General features: G+C 45.6%; 9 protein-coding genes. 7 read left to right on the forward strand and 2 right to left on the reverse strand.

From position 1 onward, the window contains the following. Positions 1-290: 290 nt before the first annotated feature. Positions 291-5,954, reverse strand: a complete 5,664-nt coding sequence (locus QUF61_RS06845) for an ATP-binding response regulator (protein ID WP_289681101.1) — start codon at positions 5,952-5,954, stop codon at positions 291-293. A gap of 1 nt (position 5,955) precedes the next feature. Beyond that, the gene (locus QUF61_RS06850; protein ID WP_103918454.1) at positions 5,956-6,552 is read right to left on the reverse strand and encodes a response regulator transcription factor; all 597 of its coding nucleotides are present in this window, start codon (positions 6,550-6,552) and stop codon (positions 5,956-5,958) included. 168 nt (positions 6,553-6,720) lie between these two features. Here QUF61_RS06850 and QUF61_RS06855 point away from each other — a divergent pair, with 168 nt between their 5' ends. The 7 genes from QUF61_RS06855 to QUF61_RS06885 all read left to right on the forward strand — a co-directional run bounded on the left by QUF61_RS06855 (position 6,721) and on the right by QUF61_RS06885 (position 15,365). Then, positions 6,721-7,020 carry a hypothetical protein gene (locus QUF61_RS06855; RefSeq protein ID WP_103918453.1) on the forward strand — a complete coding sequence of 100 codons (300 nt, stop codon included), beginning with the start codon at positions 6,721-6,723 and terminating at the stop codon, positions 7,018-7,020. Between the two features lie 275 nt (positions 7,021-7,295). Continuing rightward, positions 7,296-8,411: an aminotransferase class I/II-fold pyridoxal phosphate-dependent enzyme gene (locus QUF61_RS06860; protein WP_103918452.1), complete on the forward strand. Its 1,116-nt coding sequence runs from the start codon at positions 7,296-7,298 to the stop codon at positions 8,409-8,411. Positions 8,412-8,659: 248 nt separating this feature from the next. Then, a complete protein-coding gene (locus tag QUF61_RS06865) occupies positions 8,660-10,243 on the forward strand; it encodes a peptide chain release factor 3 (RefSeq protein WP_103918451.1) in 1,584 nt (527 codons plus the stop codon). A gap of 580 nt (positions 10,244-10,823) precedes the next feature. After that, the gene (locus QUF61_RS06870) at positions 10,824-11,060 is read left to right on the forward strand and encodes a DUF6364 family protein (protein ID WP_289681102.1); all 237 of its coding nucleotides are present in this window, start codon (positions 10,824-10,826) and stop codon (positions 11,058-11,060) included. Beyond that, the gene (locus QUF61_RS06875) at positions 11,057-11,494 is read left to right on the forward strand and encodes a PIN domain-containing protein (RefSeq protein ID WP_103918449.1); all 438 of its coding nucleotides are present in this window, start codon (positions 11,057-11,059) and stop codon (positions 11,492-11,494) included. The genes QUF61_RS06870 and QUF61_RS06875 overlap by 4 nt, the downstream gene beginning before the upstream one ends. Before the next feature lie 3 nt (positions 11,495-11,497). Continuing rightward, a complete protein-coding gene (miaB, locus tag QUF61_RS06880) occupies positions 11,498-12,823 on the forward strand; it encodes a tRNA (N6-isopentenyl adenosine(37)-C2)-methylthiotransferase MiaB (RefSeq protein ID WP_289681103.1) in 1,326 nt (441 codons plus the stop codon). Positions 12,824-12,962: 139 nt separating this feature from the next. Continuing rightward, positions 12,963-15,365, forward strand: coding sequence for a transporter substrate-binding domain-containing protein (locus tag QUF61_RS06885; protein WP_289681105.1), 2,403 nt, complete (start codon positions 12,963-12,965; stop codon positions 15,363-15,365). The last annotated feature ends 7 nt before the right edge of the window (positions 15,366-15,372 follow it).

Here is a 15,372-nt window from a genome sequence, read left to right on the forward strand (position 1 = left end):
ACGGCTATGATAACCTAAATTTAACACCAGTTAAAACACTGGCAACTTATTGATTAAATAGATGTTTTTATATTTTTGATTTAACAATCAGCAGCTTAGAATTTTTTTAAATTCAAAAAAAATTCTAATTAGCAATTTGTGATATTTAGTTTCATATCACTCAAATAGCCTTGGCTTTGAGCTACCAGTCCTGTGCAAGCGCGCAGTGAGTAATCCACAATACAACATTACCGATTCAAGGCATTGCCGGTATAAACTGAATCAAAATAAAACCTGAACTAAAGCAATCATTATTTTCCGCGCAGATAATATTTAATCAGCCTCAGTAACTGAGCCGGTTTAACGGGTTTGCGTAATAAGCGAAAGCCTTCCACTTTTGCCATTTGCAGACAATCGGTATTTGGGTCTTCGCCATAAAGTATCGCTGGCAGTGGTTTTTGCAGCGTATGTCTGAGTTGTTGTATGGCTTGAATTCCTGATCCACAGGACAGGCGATAATTCACCACCAGCACATCCGGGGCGACTTGCATCGATTCAAAATGCCGCTGGGCATCGTGCGCATCCCGGGCGGTGAGCACCTGACAACCCCATTTCTGAAGTAATACCTGTAAGGCTTGCACAGTCGCTAGATCATCGCCAATAATCAACACGCAGGCTGAAATTGTATTTTGTTGCACAAGCTGGTTTTTAGTTTCTTCAGAACTATCAGTGCTTACTTGCGCCAGAGGGATTTTTAATACAAAACGTGTTCCCCGGCCTGCTTGAGAACTTAAATACAAGGGATGCGCCAGCAATCCGATCAGATGTTTCGTAATCGCCAAACCCAAACCTAAACCCTTTTTGCTGTTTGAGCGTTGAAACCCCGATACCTGATAGAATTCCAGAAAAACCTTGTCTAATTGCGCCAAAGGAATGCCAATACCGGTATCTTTTACTTCAATTTCAACATAAGCAGATGAGGCTTCAAGCTTTGTCTGAATCACCGCTTTCATACCGGTATCCGGTGCTGCCGTCTCGTTTTCCCCAACTAAACGACAAAACAAACTTATTTTGCCATGCTCGGTATATTTCAACGCATTTTCCAGCAGGTTACGCAATATACGCTCTAACAGAACCGCATCGGTTTGCACCAGTGCCTCGCAAGATGTACAAAGCCACTGCAAACCTTCTGCTTTGACCATCTCGGCAAATTCATGATCCAGGCGGGCTAATAAGGGCTGCAAGCGGCAAGGTGCAATACTGGGTTTCACTTCATCCGCTTCCAACAGGGAAATATTTATCAACCCGTCAAACAGCTTTTGCATGGCTTGCAGGGAGTCTTTGCTTTTCACCACCAGTTCAAGCAAATCATCAGTGACCGCATGTTTTTCCATTGTGTCCAGAAACAAGCTCAGGGCATAAATGGGCTGGCGCAGGTCATGGGTGGCCGCGCTGAGCAGTCGCATTTTAGTTTGATGGGCTTCTTCCAGTGCCTGGGTGCGATCTTTTACTTTGATTTCCAGGGTCTTTGAATATTCATTCAGTTTCCCGTACAAACGGGCGTTTTCCAGAGAAATAGCAGCCTGGGCGCAGATGGGACGTAATACTTCCAAGTGGCTTGGGGTAAATATCGCGTGGGTTAAATCATTTTCCAGGTAAGCCAGTGCGTTGATCTGTCCTTGTTGCATGATTGGTAGGCAAAGTGCTGATTTGACCGGATGTTTCTGGAAATAAGCATCTTGCCCAAAGCGAGGATCTTCTGCCGGCTTATCGAGAACCAAGGGTTCTCCGGTTCTGACCGCGTAATGAATAAATGAAGTTGGAGCTTCCGTACTTTCCTCCAGCAGTACCGGAGAGCACAGGCGGCTTGATTCTCCTGCCTTGCCACTGGCTTGCACATACCAGTGATTTTCATCCGCAAATAACAAAACACCTTTGGTTGCGCCCGCATTACTGAGTAATAACCGCATTAAGCGGCCCAGCAATTTATCCAGGATGATTTCCCCGGAAACCGTTTGCAGCGATTGCAGCAAGGTATCTAAATCCAACCGGGTATTGCTGGTGATGATACTGCTTGCGGACACTTGCCTGGAAGCTGACGTTGTCATCGCCAAAAGTGCGGGATAACGGCTTTCTAAATCATGGACTTTAAGCACCGCCCCCCATTGCCGATAGCTTTCCCGCGCATCAAACAGGTAAATTCGGGCTACCCGGGTATTATTTTGTTCCAGATAAAAGCGGGCGGCAGCTTCACAGGCCAAACCCTGATCCTGAATAAAACCGTTTTCCGCAGCCCCGGCAATCGCTTGCTCATATCGGCTCGCTGCCCGCTCTGGATGCCCCTGCACCCGTTGCCATTCTGCTTCTACCAGCAGATATTTATGGCGGTAGTTCATCGGTGCACGGTCGGCATAGAGGTGCAGTTTTTTGCGGTTGGCGGCAGCCTTGTGGCGAAGTTGCCAGTCTTGCAGGCGATGGCTGCCTGTCGGCAGCATCGCCAGGTAGGTAAGGGCGGCGTAAAAATGAAAAAGTATTTCAAAAGGTGTGCCTAATGCGTCACTACTGAACGGCTCAGCTTTTCGGACATCTTCCAATGCCTTGGGAAAAGCGCAAAACAAATAACTGAAAAATAAGGTTTCTATATAAAGTGCCGCTCTAAAGCTGTTTTGGGATTCAGTCAGCCTCAGTGCACTGCCACCCTGGGTTTTTAATTTATGTAACCAGTCATCATTTTTGGAAGTTTTAGCTTGTAAAACCAGAGCAGTCTCAAAATATTCCTTATCTGCATAATGCATGATTTCCGTACCCACATGGGCATAATGCTGCTTGAATGCCGCAGACAGAGCAAGTATTTCTTGTTCATGTTGCCTGAGATTATGCCCCATATAAAAAGAATGTGCGCTGTAGGTGTAATAAGCATGTGACATGTATTCAAGATTACCGGTTTCCAGTCCCTCCAGAAAAGCGCTTTTTAATAAGGGCATAAAGTTTCTAAAAGGCCCTTTCCAATGCTTGAGGTGTGCGACGGCAGTAATCTTTACCGGAGCCTTAAACATGCCTTCCTGTTGCTCCGTTAATTTCAACGCCATTTCACCAAAAGCAAAACATTGTTTAATATCTTTAAATACAATACCCAGGATTATGCCGTATGCCGCATATGCCAATGGCGACTCCGGTGTATTGCCATGACAAACCGAAAGTTGAACCTGCTTGAACGTCAACAGCGGAAGAAAATCACGTTTCTTGCTGATGTTCACGGAAGACATCAAGCGAGCCAGAAAGCGCATACGGGTGATATGCAGGCGATCCGTTGATTGCACTAAATTCAGCAAATCTTCAGCTTGTTTGCCCCGTAAAATCCAACGGGTTTTGATATATTCCCAAAAAATATGAAATATCCTGGGTTTATCTGGAAAATGGATGCCAAGCAGATCTAAAGCATGCAAACCAACGTCAATCGCAGCGAGTAGATCATCATTTGCAGTTTTACTGTGCAAGCGGGTGACATATACGCCCATTTGATCCAAGACATCCCGTGCATGAGATGCGACTGCGCCAGCCAGTTCTTCCATACGCACCAGTTCGTTACTTTGCCATGCTGCCTCCGTCGCTTGCGTGTGCAGAGCCAGGTACAAATCATAATCACTATTCCAGGCATCTTCATTCAGCAAATCAATACCGGCTTGCAAATAGCGCAAGGCTGATTCATAAGCCATTTCAGATTTAGCCTTTTTGCCCGCAGTCAGGTTTAATCCTGCTAACTGTTTACGCTCTGCCTGATTGCTAAGCAGTGAAATACCCAGATTTAACTGATTAACCAGGCTGAAAATACCACTTTCCCGCTCTGTAATGGACCAGCCTTGTAGCAGACGCTGACCAATGCGGTAATGCAGAGCCGTTTTTTCATTTTCATTGAGCAAGGCGCAACCGGCCTGCTGGATGCGATCATGAGTAAAGCTGTATTCATTGCTATCATCGCTGGCGCGGATTAGTAATGCTTCTTCAGCAACCAGCTTATTTAACTGCCTAAGCAGCGATTTTGTCTCAAAATCACCTGCCAACACCAGGGTGGAGACTGTAAAATGCCGCCCCAGACAGGCCGCTATCTGCACAACTTGTTGCAGATGCTCCGGCAGCGCCTGTAATTTTTGCAGTAGCATTTCCACGACATTATCACTGACCCCGTAGGCTGCAATTTGAACCGGATCCCATTCCCAATGCCGGTGCTGAACATTAAAATACAAATATTTTTTTGCCGATAAAGCCGTGAGAAAGGTATTGATAAAAAATGGATTGCCACCGGTTTTACGATATGTCGGTTTAGCCAGGGACAAGGCTTGTGCCGGCATGCAGCGCAAACTGTCCGCCACCAGTTGAACACTGTCTTGCTCGCTTAAAGGTTTTAAGTTGAGCTGTTGCGGCAAAATTCCATTTTCCCGCATACTTGCCAGTGCATCACACAAAGGGTGAGCTGCATTGATTTCATTATCGCGATAAGCCCCCAGCAGCAGGAAATGATTTAACCCGGCAGTCTGGACTATGTGCGCCAGCAAGCACAAGCTTGCATTATCCGCCCATTGCAAATCATCCAGAAACACCACCAGTGGATGTTCGGCAGTTGCAAACAGCCGGATAAAATTTTGCACAGCCGATACAAAACGGCTTTGTGCTTGTTCTGTTGATAATTCTGTTATGGTTTCCGCTTTCCCGCTAATCAGGTTCAATTCCGGCAGCAGATTAGTCAGCAGTGCAAGATTTTGTCCCAGTGCCTGCTCTAAACGCTCACGCCAGCGCGCAAGCACTATTTCTTCTTCCGCCAATAGATACCTGAGCAGTGCACTGAAGGCCTGGACAATCGCCAGATAAGGCTGGCCACATTGATATTGTTCAAATTTACCCGCTACGAAATAACCGCGCCGGCGGGTGACCGGCTTATACAACTCTCTGGCCAGCACGGTTTTGCCAATGCCGGGACAACCTGTTAGCAAAAGTACCCTGGTCTGGCCCTTGCTGACTTCATCGAAAGTCTCAAGCAGTGCTGTTCTGGCTGCTTCACGTCCATAGAGTTTCTGGGAGATTTGCAGGGATGCCGGGAAATCCCGTTGCCCCAGGGGAAACCCAACTTTTTGCCCCGGCATTTGCAATCTCTGCAAACAGATTTCCAGATCTGCTTGCAGGCCGAATGCGGATTGATAACGCTCATCGGCATTTTTTGCCAGTAGCTTAAGCAGTATATCTGCCAGCATCGGCGGAATATCCTTTCTGAATTTCTCAGGTGCGGCAGGTTCCCTGGCAAGGTGCTGATGAATCCACTCCAGCGTGTTTTGGCTTGGCGTGGGAAGCTGAAAAGGCAGGCTGCCGGTAAGCAGTTCATAAAATGTCACGCCCAGCGCATAGAGATCCGTGCGGTAATCCAGCACCCGGTTCATACGCCCGGTTTGCTCCGGTGAGATGTAAGGCAACTGCCCCTGGAGCAGGTTGGGATTGTTAAAGCCCGGCATTTCTCTGGAAAAGGTGGTGGCAATGCCGAAATCAATCAACTTGATTTGCCCGGTTTGCGCGTTGAACACCAGATTGCCGGGATTGATGTCCTTGTGCATGATTTGCCGGTTATGAAGCTGACTAATGATTTCGCTGATTTTAAGCGCCAGCCCCAGAAATTCATCCAGCGTCAGTTTGCCCGCTAATTGCAGACGTTGCAGGGATTCTCCACCGAAATCCTCCAGCACCAGATAATGCTGCCCCAGATGCTGTTCCAGCGCATAAACGCCTACCACACCGGGTAGTTTCAGACTTTGCAGCAGTTCATATTCACGCTGAAAATCAGTAAGTTGCTGGACTTCATTGAGATATTTAAGAATAACCGGACATTGCCTTTGACGGCTGTAAGCGCGGAAAATACGCGTCCAGCGACTGGTGTATAAAGTTTCATCCAGTTCATAATCAGCCGCAAACAGAGAGAATTCTTCAGCCATCTCAAATCAACAAGATTTTTACCTTCAGCGCGACCTGCGTGCGATTACTCACATCAAGCACCCTGAATATCGCCGCAACATGGTGTTTCACCGTGGTTTCCGAGATATGCAGGCGGCGGGCTATGGCTTTATTGTTCAGCCCCTCGCACAACAGACGCAGCACGGCCACCTGGCGTGCGCTCAACTGATTAAAAAGTTTTTGTTTGGTATCATCTGGTGGCGGTTGGTAAACATACCCTTCCAGCACTAATTGTAAAGCATGTTGCATTGCTTCGGTGGTGAAGGACTTGGGAATATAACCAGCAGCACCCGCATCCAGCGCTTGCTGAATATCCAGCGGCGATTCCGAGGCGGAAAGTATGACAATAGGAATTTCAGGCACCTGCTGTTCCAGCACCTGATAACCCTTAAAATCCTCCATGCCCGGCATTTTCAGGTCCAGCAGGATCAAGTCCACATCCCCGTGTTCCGTCAACAATGCCAAAGCCGTGCTTATATCCCCGGCCTCCAGCACGATGACTTCGCTTTGCTTGCGCGTAAGTAGATAACGCATACCGTCGCGGAATAAGGGGTGATCATCTGCAAGCAGGATTTTCACAGTCACAGTTCTCTGTAATGAAAAAATAGCTTAAAAATCAAATATGTTTCGACTTCAAATTGAAATCTCTTAAAAATAGGCACTTTAGTGCCATATACAAAGCTTAAATTACTACAGATAATTATAACAGCAAGTTTTGCATAGAACAGAAGGTTGGAGAAAACACTCATGAATATACAAATCCTCCGGCAAGATTTACAAAACACTGTCATTCAAACCTTTATGCCTCCGCTATTACATTCAGGCAGCTTAAAAACCACTACGGTTAATAATCTGTGGCAAAAAGTCCATAGCATAAAGCATTCTATTGCCTATTTGCTTTTGAGCGTAGCCGTTATTTACTTCTTTACTTTATTGTTCGCTTTTGCTGCTGTAGCAGGTGGGGTGATTTTAATTTCAGTATTTTTATTCAAGATATTTCATCTCAAATCAAGAAAACAATGTGATGAACATTTAAAGTATTTTTAAACAGATAAGCAAAATGGCTTTACTTGCAGCGGGTTTAACCTGGGGTGGTGAAAATTTCCTAAGGAGTGAGGGTGAAATAAGTCCAGTTTCTGAAGTTATAAAATTCTCACTCCTAATGTAGCATAAAATCATATCCCACTTTTATTCTGGTGAAAATTGAAGGGCTGGCAGTCCTGCACAGATAATTTCCCACAACATAAAAAAATGGAATTCAGGTATGATTGGGTTTTGCTGATCATTTCGTCTGTTTTCCAATTTTTATAATAGCAATCACCATGTCACGTTTAAAATCTGTCACCCCGTTTTTGGTTATGGACATTCTGCGCAAAGCGCGCAGCCTTAAAGATGTCATTCATTTTGAAATCGGCGAGCCGGATGTGCCGCCCGCAGATGCTGTTAAACAGGCCTTAAGCCAGGCGGCGCTGGAGGGTAAGGTGGGGTATACCGAAAGCCTGGGCTTGTGGGAACTGAGGCAGGCCATCGCTGATTTTTATCAGCGGCGCTATGGGGTGACGGTGGCAGCAGAGCGTATTGCCATCACCGTAGGCACTTCCGGGGCGTTTTTAATCACCTATGCCATTTTGCTCAGTGCCGGGGAGCGTTTGCTGCTCACTGACCCCGCTTATCCCTGTTATAAAAACTTTGCGCATTTACTGGATATTAAGCCGGTATTTGCTCCCATTGATGCCAGCACGGATTATCAACTCACGCCGCAGCAAATCCGGGATTATCCCGGCATACGTGCAGTGCAGATTTCTTCGCCCAGCAATCCCATTGGCAATGTGTATCCGGCAGCAAGCTTAAAAGCGCTGATAGAAACCTGTGAAGCGCAGGGTGCAACCTTTATTTCCGATGAAATTTATCATGGCCTGACTTATGAGGAACCCGCGCATACTGCGCTGGAATTTTCCGATCAGGTGATTGTGATTAACAGCTTTTCCAAATATTTTTCACTGCCCGGTCTGCGTCTGGGCTGGGCGATTTTGCCGCCTAACCAGGTACGCAATGCAGAAAAAGTCATCCAGAATTTGTTTATTGCCGCGCCCACGCTGAGTCAGTACGGCGCGCTGGCAGCATTTGATGAGGCTTATTTGCGACAAACCACAGAAACCTATCGACAGCGCCGGGATTATTTATATCAGGCGCTGTCGGAACTTTTTGAGATAGAAACCCGTCCGCAAGGCGCGTTTTATATCTGGGCGAATGTTGAAAAATATACGGATGACAGTGTGTTATTTGCCAAGCAATTATTGGATGAAATCCGGGTTGCCACCACGCCGGGACTGGATTTTGGGCAGAATCAGGCACATAAATACCTGCGTTTTGCCTATACCCGGGATTTAGCGCATTTGCAGGAAGGTGTCAGACGTTTGCAGCAGTTTTTGCGTTAGCGTGAGATTTTGGTGGCTTTCATTTACTGAAAACGCTGGAAAAGTCCGTAAGTCATTAGATTTTAGCTGGCACGCATATGTGTAAGCCATTGATTTTATTGCAGGAGAAAACTTATTCGGAGTTTTCAAAAGCATAAGGTCAGCAAAAAAACAGCCATATCATGTCATTTTTACCCCAAGCCGCTGAATGTTATAATTTGATTTCATGTATAATTGACAGTTTTTAAACATAGATCCGCATTATCCTTATGTCCCTGATTGAAACTGAACTGCAAAAACGCCGCACTTTTGCGATTATTTCCCACCCGGATGCCGGGAAAACCACGCTCACTGAAAAATTGTTGTTATTTGGCGGTGCCATTCAAAGCGCAGGCACGGTGAAATCGCGTAAGTCCAGCCGTCACGCCACTTCTGACTGGATGGAACTGGAAAAACAGCGGGGTATTTCCGTGACTTCTTCAGTGATGCAGTTCCCTTATCGGGATAAAATTATCAATCTGCTGGATACGCCGGGGCATGGTGATTTTTCCGAAGATACTTACCGCACCTTGACCGCAGTGGACTCGGCGCTGATGGTGATTGATTCCGCCAAAGGCGTGGAAGAGCGCACCATTAAACTGCTGGAAGTCTGTCGTTTGCGGCACACGCCGATTATCACTTTTATTAACAAGCTGGATCGTGAAGGTTTAGACCCGATAGAATTGCTGGATGAAATCGAGAGCGTACTCGACATCCGCTGCGCGCCGCTGACCTGGCCTATTGGCATGGGTAAAGGGTTTAAGGGCGTTTATGATTTCCAGCATCACACGGTGACGCTGTTTGAGGCGGGTAATAATGATCTGACCAGCGAAGGCCAGACTTTTCAGGGCTTGAACTCACCGCAGCTCGCGGAAGCACTGGGTGAATACCGCCTGTCTGAATTAGAAGAAGAAATCGAGCTGGTTAAAGGTGCCAGTCATGAATTTGACCAGGAAGCCTTCCTGGACGGCACCTTATCACCGGTGTATTTCGGCTCAGCTATTAACAACTTCGGCGTTAAAGCATTGCTCGACAGCTTTACCGAATACGCACCTGCGCCGCTGCCCAGAGCCGCCAAGCAGCGTGAAGTGGTTGCCAATGAAGAAAAGTTCAGTGGTTTTGTATTTAAGATACAAGCCAATATGGACCCTGCCCACCATGACCGGGTAGCCTTCTTACGGGTCTGCTCCGGGCAATTTAATAAAGGCATGAAAGCCTATCATGATCGCATGGAACGTCCGGTGACGCTGGCCAATGTCATGACCTTTATGGCAGGCAGTCGCGAACAGACGGAAGCCGCTTATCCTGGTGACATCATCGGCCTGCCGAATCACGGCACTATCCAGATTGGCGATACTTTTACCCAGGGTGAAAAACTCAAATTTACCGGGATTCCGCATTTTGCGCCAGAACTGTTCCGCCGTGCAGTATTGCGTGATCCGCTACGGATGAAAGCACTGCTTAAAGGCTTGATACAACTCAGTGAAGAAGGTGCCACTCAGTTATTCCGCCCGTTGAACAGCAATGATTTGATTCTGGGTGCGGTCGGGGTGTTGCAGTTTGACGTGGTCAGTTGGCGTTTGAAAAACGAATACAAGGTGGAATGTACGTTTGAACCCGTGCAGGTGGCGACTGCGCGCTGGGTGGAATGTGATGATGAAAAAATGTTTGAAGACTTCAAGAAAAAAGCCTTTAACAATCTGGCGCTGGATGGTGGCGAGCATTTAACCTATATCGCCCCGACCAAGGTTAATCTAAGCCTGATGCAGGAACGCTGGCCGGACGTGCGGTTTATGGCGACGCGGGAGCATTAGTTTTTATTGACATTTGGGCGTTGGTATATTCCACCTTATTTCCATGTTGTTTGCGTGGAAATTTGCCATGCCTAAATGTCAGCAAAGCCTAATGTGAATAAAAAATATATTGATATAATAATTTTCGTTATCTTTTATAGCAATGTCTTATGCAACATTTGGCTATTCATTTTTTTATTAAATGAAACAGCTAACTTAGGAACGAGGATGAAATAAGAACCGAAACCGGGCGCAGGATTTTTATTCATTTTCAAGGCGTGAAAACAGGCGCATAGCAAGCTATGTAACTGTTTTCAGAACGCAGAAAATGGAGAAAAAGGCCAGCTTGGTTTCGGGAATTATAAAATCCTCGTTCCTTAATCATAAGTATTGTTCCGCTATTATTTCTGACAGCAGTATATATAGATCTCTATCGAAACAAAGGCAGTTGTCAAAAGCTTTGCTTCTTTATCATTTATACTCTGCCAGTTTTTATCTGCTGGGGTGTTTATGTCATATTCTTGGTGGAAAAGCGCATCTTTTGGGCTAAATTATTACCTATCGTTATTAACTTCTTCATATTCCATATGAGAGCCTTGCCATGCAAACAAAATTAACCTTACAGTTAGACGATAAATTAATACAACAAGCTAAAATTTATGCAAAGCAACATGAACTATCACTATCCCAAGTCGTTGCCGATTATTTTCAACGCTTAAGCCAGGAAACGGAGCAATCTGTGTCAGCACCAATTACCCGGTCTTTAATTGGGATATTGAAATCCAGTGATGTTGACGACAATGATTATAAAAAACACCTTGAGGATAAATATCTTTGAAAATTCTTTTTGATATTAATATTATCCTTGATGTTTTATTAAACAGAAAAGATTTTGTAAATCTCTCGGCGACTTTACTTGGTTTTGTGGAAAATAAAAGACTCGAAGGGTATTTATGCGCCACAAGCCTTACGACTATTGATTATCTAATAGCGAAAAGCCTTAATAGAAGTCAAGCAAGAATTGAGATTAAAAAATTATTAACACTGTTTCAGATTGCAGAAGTGAATCATAAGGTATTGCGTTTATCTGTGGAGTCTGAATTTAAAGATTTTGAAGATGCAGTGCAATACTATTCAGCTGAATGTCTTAAGCTCAACGGTTTAGTGACGAGAAACCTGAAAGATTATAAAACCGCTACACTACCTGTGTATTCGCCAGATGAGCTATGGCACATTATACAAACAGGGAAATACGATCAAGGAATGCACTAAGAAATGAGTAACAAGTTATATATCAAAACCTTCGGCTGTCAGATGAATGACTATGACTCTGACAAAATGGCCCTGGCCTTAGCCGCATCACACGGGCTAGAGCGTATCGACAACCCGCTCGATGCTGACGTGCTATTGCTCAATACCTGCTCCGTGCGTGAAAAAGCCCAGGAAAAGGTGTTTTCACAATTAGGCGCATGGCGGCCCTTAAAAGAAAAAAACCCTAAGCTGATTATTGGCGTTGGCGGCTGCGTTGCCTCACAGGAAGGCGAGGCGATACGCCAGCGCGCACCTTTTGTGGATTTGATATTTGGGCCGCAGACCTTGCACCGTCTGCCCGCCATGCTCAGACAAGCGCGGGCTGAACATCATGCCGTAATCGACATCTCTTTCCCGGAAATTGAAAAGTTTGATAAACTGCCGGAACCTGAGGCCAATGGTGTCAGCGCCTTTGTTTCCATCATGGAAGGTTGCAGCAAATACTGCACCTTCTGTGTAGTGCCTTATACCCGTGGCGAAGAAGTCAGCCGTCCGTTTGATGACGTGCTGGCAGAAGTTTCCGCGCTGGCAGAGCAGGGCGTGCGTGAAGTCAATTTACTGGGGCAAAATGTCAATGCCTATCGCGGCCTGATGCACGATGGCGATATTGCTGATTTAGCATTATTAATTCATTATGTGGCAGCGATTGATGGCATAGACCGCATTCGTTACACCACTTCACACCCGATAGAATTTAATGACAATTTAATCCAGGTTTACACTGAAGTACCAGAGTTGGTTGGGCACTTACATTTGCCGGTACAAAGCGGCTCGGATCGTATTCTGGCACAAATGAAACGTGGTCACAGTGCCTTGGAATATAAACAGAAAATTCGTAAATTACGCGCAGCAAGGCCCAATTTAAGCCTGTCTTCAGATTTTATTATCGGCTTTCCCGGTGAAACTGATTATGATTTCAAAGCCACCATGAAACTCATTGAGGACGTGGGTTTTGATCATTCTTTCAGCTTTATTTACAGCCCCCGCCCCGGTACCCCGGCAGTGGATATGGTGGATGACGTACCGCTGGAGGTGAAAAAATCCCGTTTATCGATTTTACAAACCCGCATTAATGCGATGGCGGGAGAAATCTCCAGAAATATGCTAGGTACGCAGCAAAAAGTGCTGATTGAGCGTTTTTCCAAAAAAGACCCCAAACAACTGGCAGGACGCACGGAAAATAACCGGGTGGTAAATTTTGACGGGCCTGCCGAGTTAATCGGGCAGTTTGTGCAGGTGAAAATTACCGAAGCATTGCCTAATTCTTTGCGGGGTATTTTTAGTGGATAATAAGTAGGTCATCATAATTATCACCTACTTAGGTATTTTTCCATCAGATTTAACAACATAAAGAGACAGCCCCGATAAAAATACAGCTAACCCGGATACTTATGAAATATCCGGGCTAAACATCCGGGAGTTCCTTACCATGAAAATTATGCAACAAATTGTTGCTGATAATTTATTCATCATGCTCATATTGGTGGGTATTTTTTTATCATTTTCCGCGCTTGCGCAACAAAGTGACTCACCAGTAGTCACATCAGCCTTGCCAAAAATCCTGGTGGTTGGTAGTGAACTGGATTATCCGCCTTTTGCCATTGTTAATGACAAGGGGGAGGCGGATGGTTTCAGTATTGATCTCTTTAAAGCGGTGGCGCGGGTGATGGATCTCGATATCCGTTTCCGGGTGGGGCCTTGGAATGAGGTGCGCGGCGCATTGGAAAAGGGTGAAATTGATGCGCTACCGCTTGTTTCCTATTCAAAAGAAAGAGAACAGGTATTTGATTTTACCACCCCGCATACTGTTTCTTATGCCGCCGTGTTTATGCGCACGGGAGAATCGGGTATAAGCTCAGAAAATGATCTGCGTGATAAGAAGATTATCACCATGCAATCTGATGCAACCCATGATTATCTGCTAAAAAATCAAATCAGCAAGCACCTGATACTGGTCAAAACAGTGCCCGAAGCCTTGCGCCTGCTTGCTTCTGGGCAGGGAGACTATGCTTTGCTGCCCAGACTGGTCGGTCTTCTGACCGCAAAAGAATTGGTACTGAGCAACCTCAAAATCACTGGCCCCAACATTGCTGTCTATGGTCGGGGATATTGTTTTGCAGTTAAAGAAGGAGATATTACATTACTGGCGCACTTGAATCAGGGACTCAGCATCATCAAGGCCAATGGTAAATATGATGAAATTTACGACAAGTGGTTTGGTGTCATTGATCCCCGTGGCGTTTCCATGGAAATCATCCGCTACTATGCAGTTATCAGTGCGGGTATTTTTTTTAGCCTGTTAGCTGTGGCGCTGTTATGGTCGTGGTCACTCAAGCGCGAGATCCGGCAACGTCAACAAGTGGAAGTATCACTGCAAAAAACTAATCTGCAACTTATTAAAGCAAAAGAGCTTGCGGAAACTGCCAACCACGCCAAAAGTGATTTCTTGTCAAATATGAGTCATGAACTGCGTACTCCGCTCCATGCCATTCTTGGTTTTGCTCAACTGCTGGAACGTGATCCACAAGCAACGCAGGAACAACAGGAAACACTGGGCATTATCAACCGTAGTGGGCAGCATTTATTGACCTTGCTCAATGATGTATTGGACATGTCAAAAATCGAAGTAGGCCGTATGACGGTGAATGAAGAAGTCATTGATTTGCCAAAAATGCTGCAAGATATTGTCGATATGATGTCCATTCAGGCAAAAAATAATGCGATTCAATTCACCTGGGAACCGAACCCGATATTACCTGCTTTCATCAAAACAGATGCGGGGAAATTACGTCAGATACTCATCAACCTGGTTGGTAATGCGGTTAAATTTACCCATGAGGGCGGGGTCAGTATGCGCGTGCAAAGTCATTGCAAAGAAAATATGCCAGGGGCAAAATACCAATTAAACTTTGAAGTTGAAGACAGCGGTGTTGGTATTGCTGAAGAAAACCTGGATTCTATTTTTGATACCTTTGTTCAAGCTGGCAACCATCACGCTAATGTAAAAGGCACGGGCTTGGGGCTGACCATTACCCGCCATTATATTCACTTGCTAGGTGGTGATATAGCAGTGATGAGCCAGCCTGGAAAAGGCTCCCTGTTCAAATTTCATATTGCAGTGACATTGGCGGATACTGTTGATGTTGAGGTGTACAGCCCACCTTCTCAGGTTTTCAAACTGGTACCGGAGCAGGCGGTTCCCCGTATATTGATTGTTGAAGACGTGCAGGAAAGCCGCTTGTTGCTGAAAAAATTATTAGTTGAAGCCGGGTTTAATGTGCAGGAAGCGTGCAATGGGCAGGAAGCCTTGCAATGCTTTGAACAATGGCAACCTCATTTTATCTGGATGGATATGCGGATGCCGGTGATGGATGGTTATGAAGCAAGCAAACGAATTCGCGCCATGCCAGATGGTAAAGAGACCATTATTGTTGCACTCACTGCAAGTGTTTTTAAATCCCAGAAACAGGAAATTATCGCACTGGGTTGTGATGATTTTGTGCGTAAGCCATTTCGTGAAGAAGAAATTTTTGACTGCATGGCGCAGCATTTAAACCTAAATTATGTACATAAATCAAAGAACTTACATCCCCAAGAGACTCAAGCTCAAACCAGCTTGGAACCCGCCTTGATTGTAAGCGCACTGGCTGAACTTCCCGATAATTTACGCGCCGAACTGGCGCAGGCGCTTAAGGAACTTGATGTCAATGCCGTGCTTGACGCTGTTCACCGTATCGGAGAAAGTGATGAGGTCTTAGCCGAGGCGATAATGCCTTATGCTAATAATTTCCAATATGAACAACTGGAATGTTTTCTGGCTCCCAAAATCTGAATTGATC

This window comes from Candidatus Venteria ishoeyi (genome assembly GCF_030378065.1).
GTDB classification, from domain to species: Bacteria; Pseudomonadota; Gammaproteobacteria; order Beggiatoales; family Beggiatoaceae; genus Venteria; species Venteria ishoeyi.

Bases quoted from the DNA above. Each gene is read 5' to 3' on its own strand.
- QUF61_RS06885 (WP_289681105.1), top strand. From the start codon at position 12,963: ATGAAAATTATGCAACAAATTGTTGCTGATAATTTATTCATCATGCTC.
- QUF61_RS06870 (WP_289681102.1), top strand. From the start codon at position 10,824: ATGCAAACAAAATTAACCTTACAGTTAGACGATAAATTAATACAACAA.
- QUF61_RS06865 (WP_103918451.1), top strand. From the start codon at position 8,660: ATGTCCCTGATTGAAACTGAACTGCAAAAACGCCGCACTTTTGCGATT.
- QUF61_RS06855 (WP_103918453.1), top strand. From the start codon at position 6,721: ATGAATATACAAATCCTCCGGCAAGATTTACAAAACACTGTCATTCAA.
- QUF61_RS06845 (WP_289681101.1), bottom strand. From the start codon at position 5,954: ATGGCTGAAGAATTCTCTCTGTTTGCGGCTGATTATGAACTGGATGAA.
- QUF61_RS06860 (WP_103918452.1), top strand. From the start codon at position 7,296: ATGTCACGTTTAAAATCTGTCACCCCGTTTTTGGTTATGGACATTCTG.
- miaB (WP_289681103.1), top strand. From the start codon at position 11,498: ATGAGTAACAAGTTATATATCAAAACCTTCGGCTGTCAGATGAATGAC.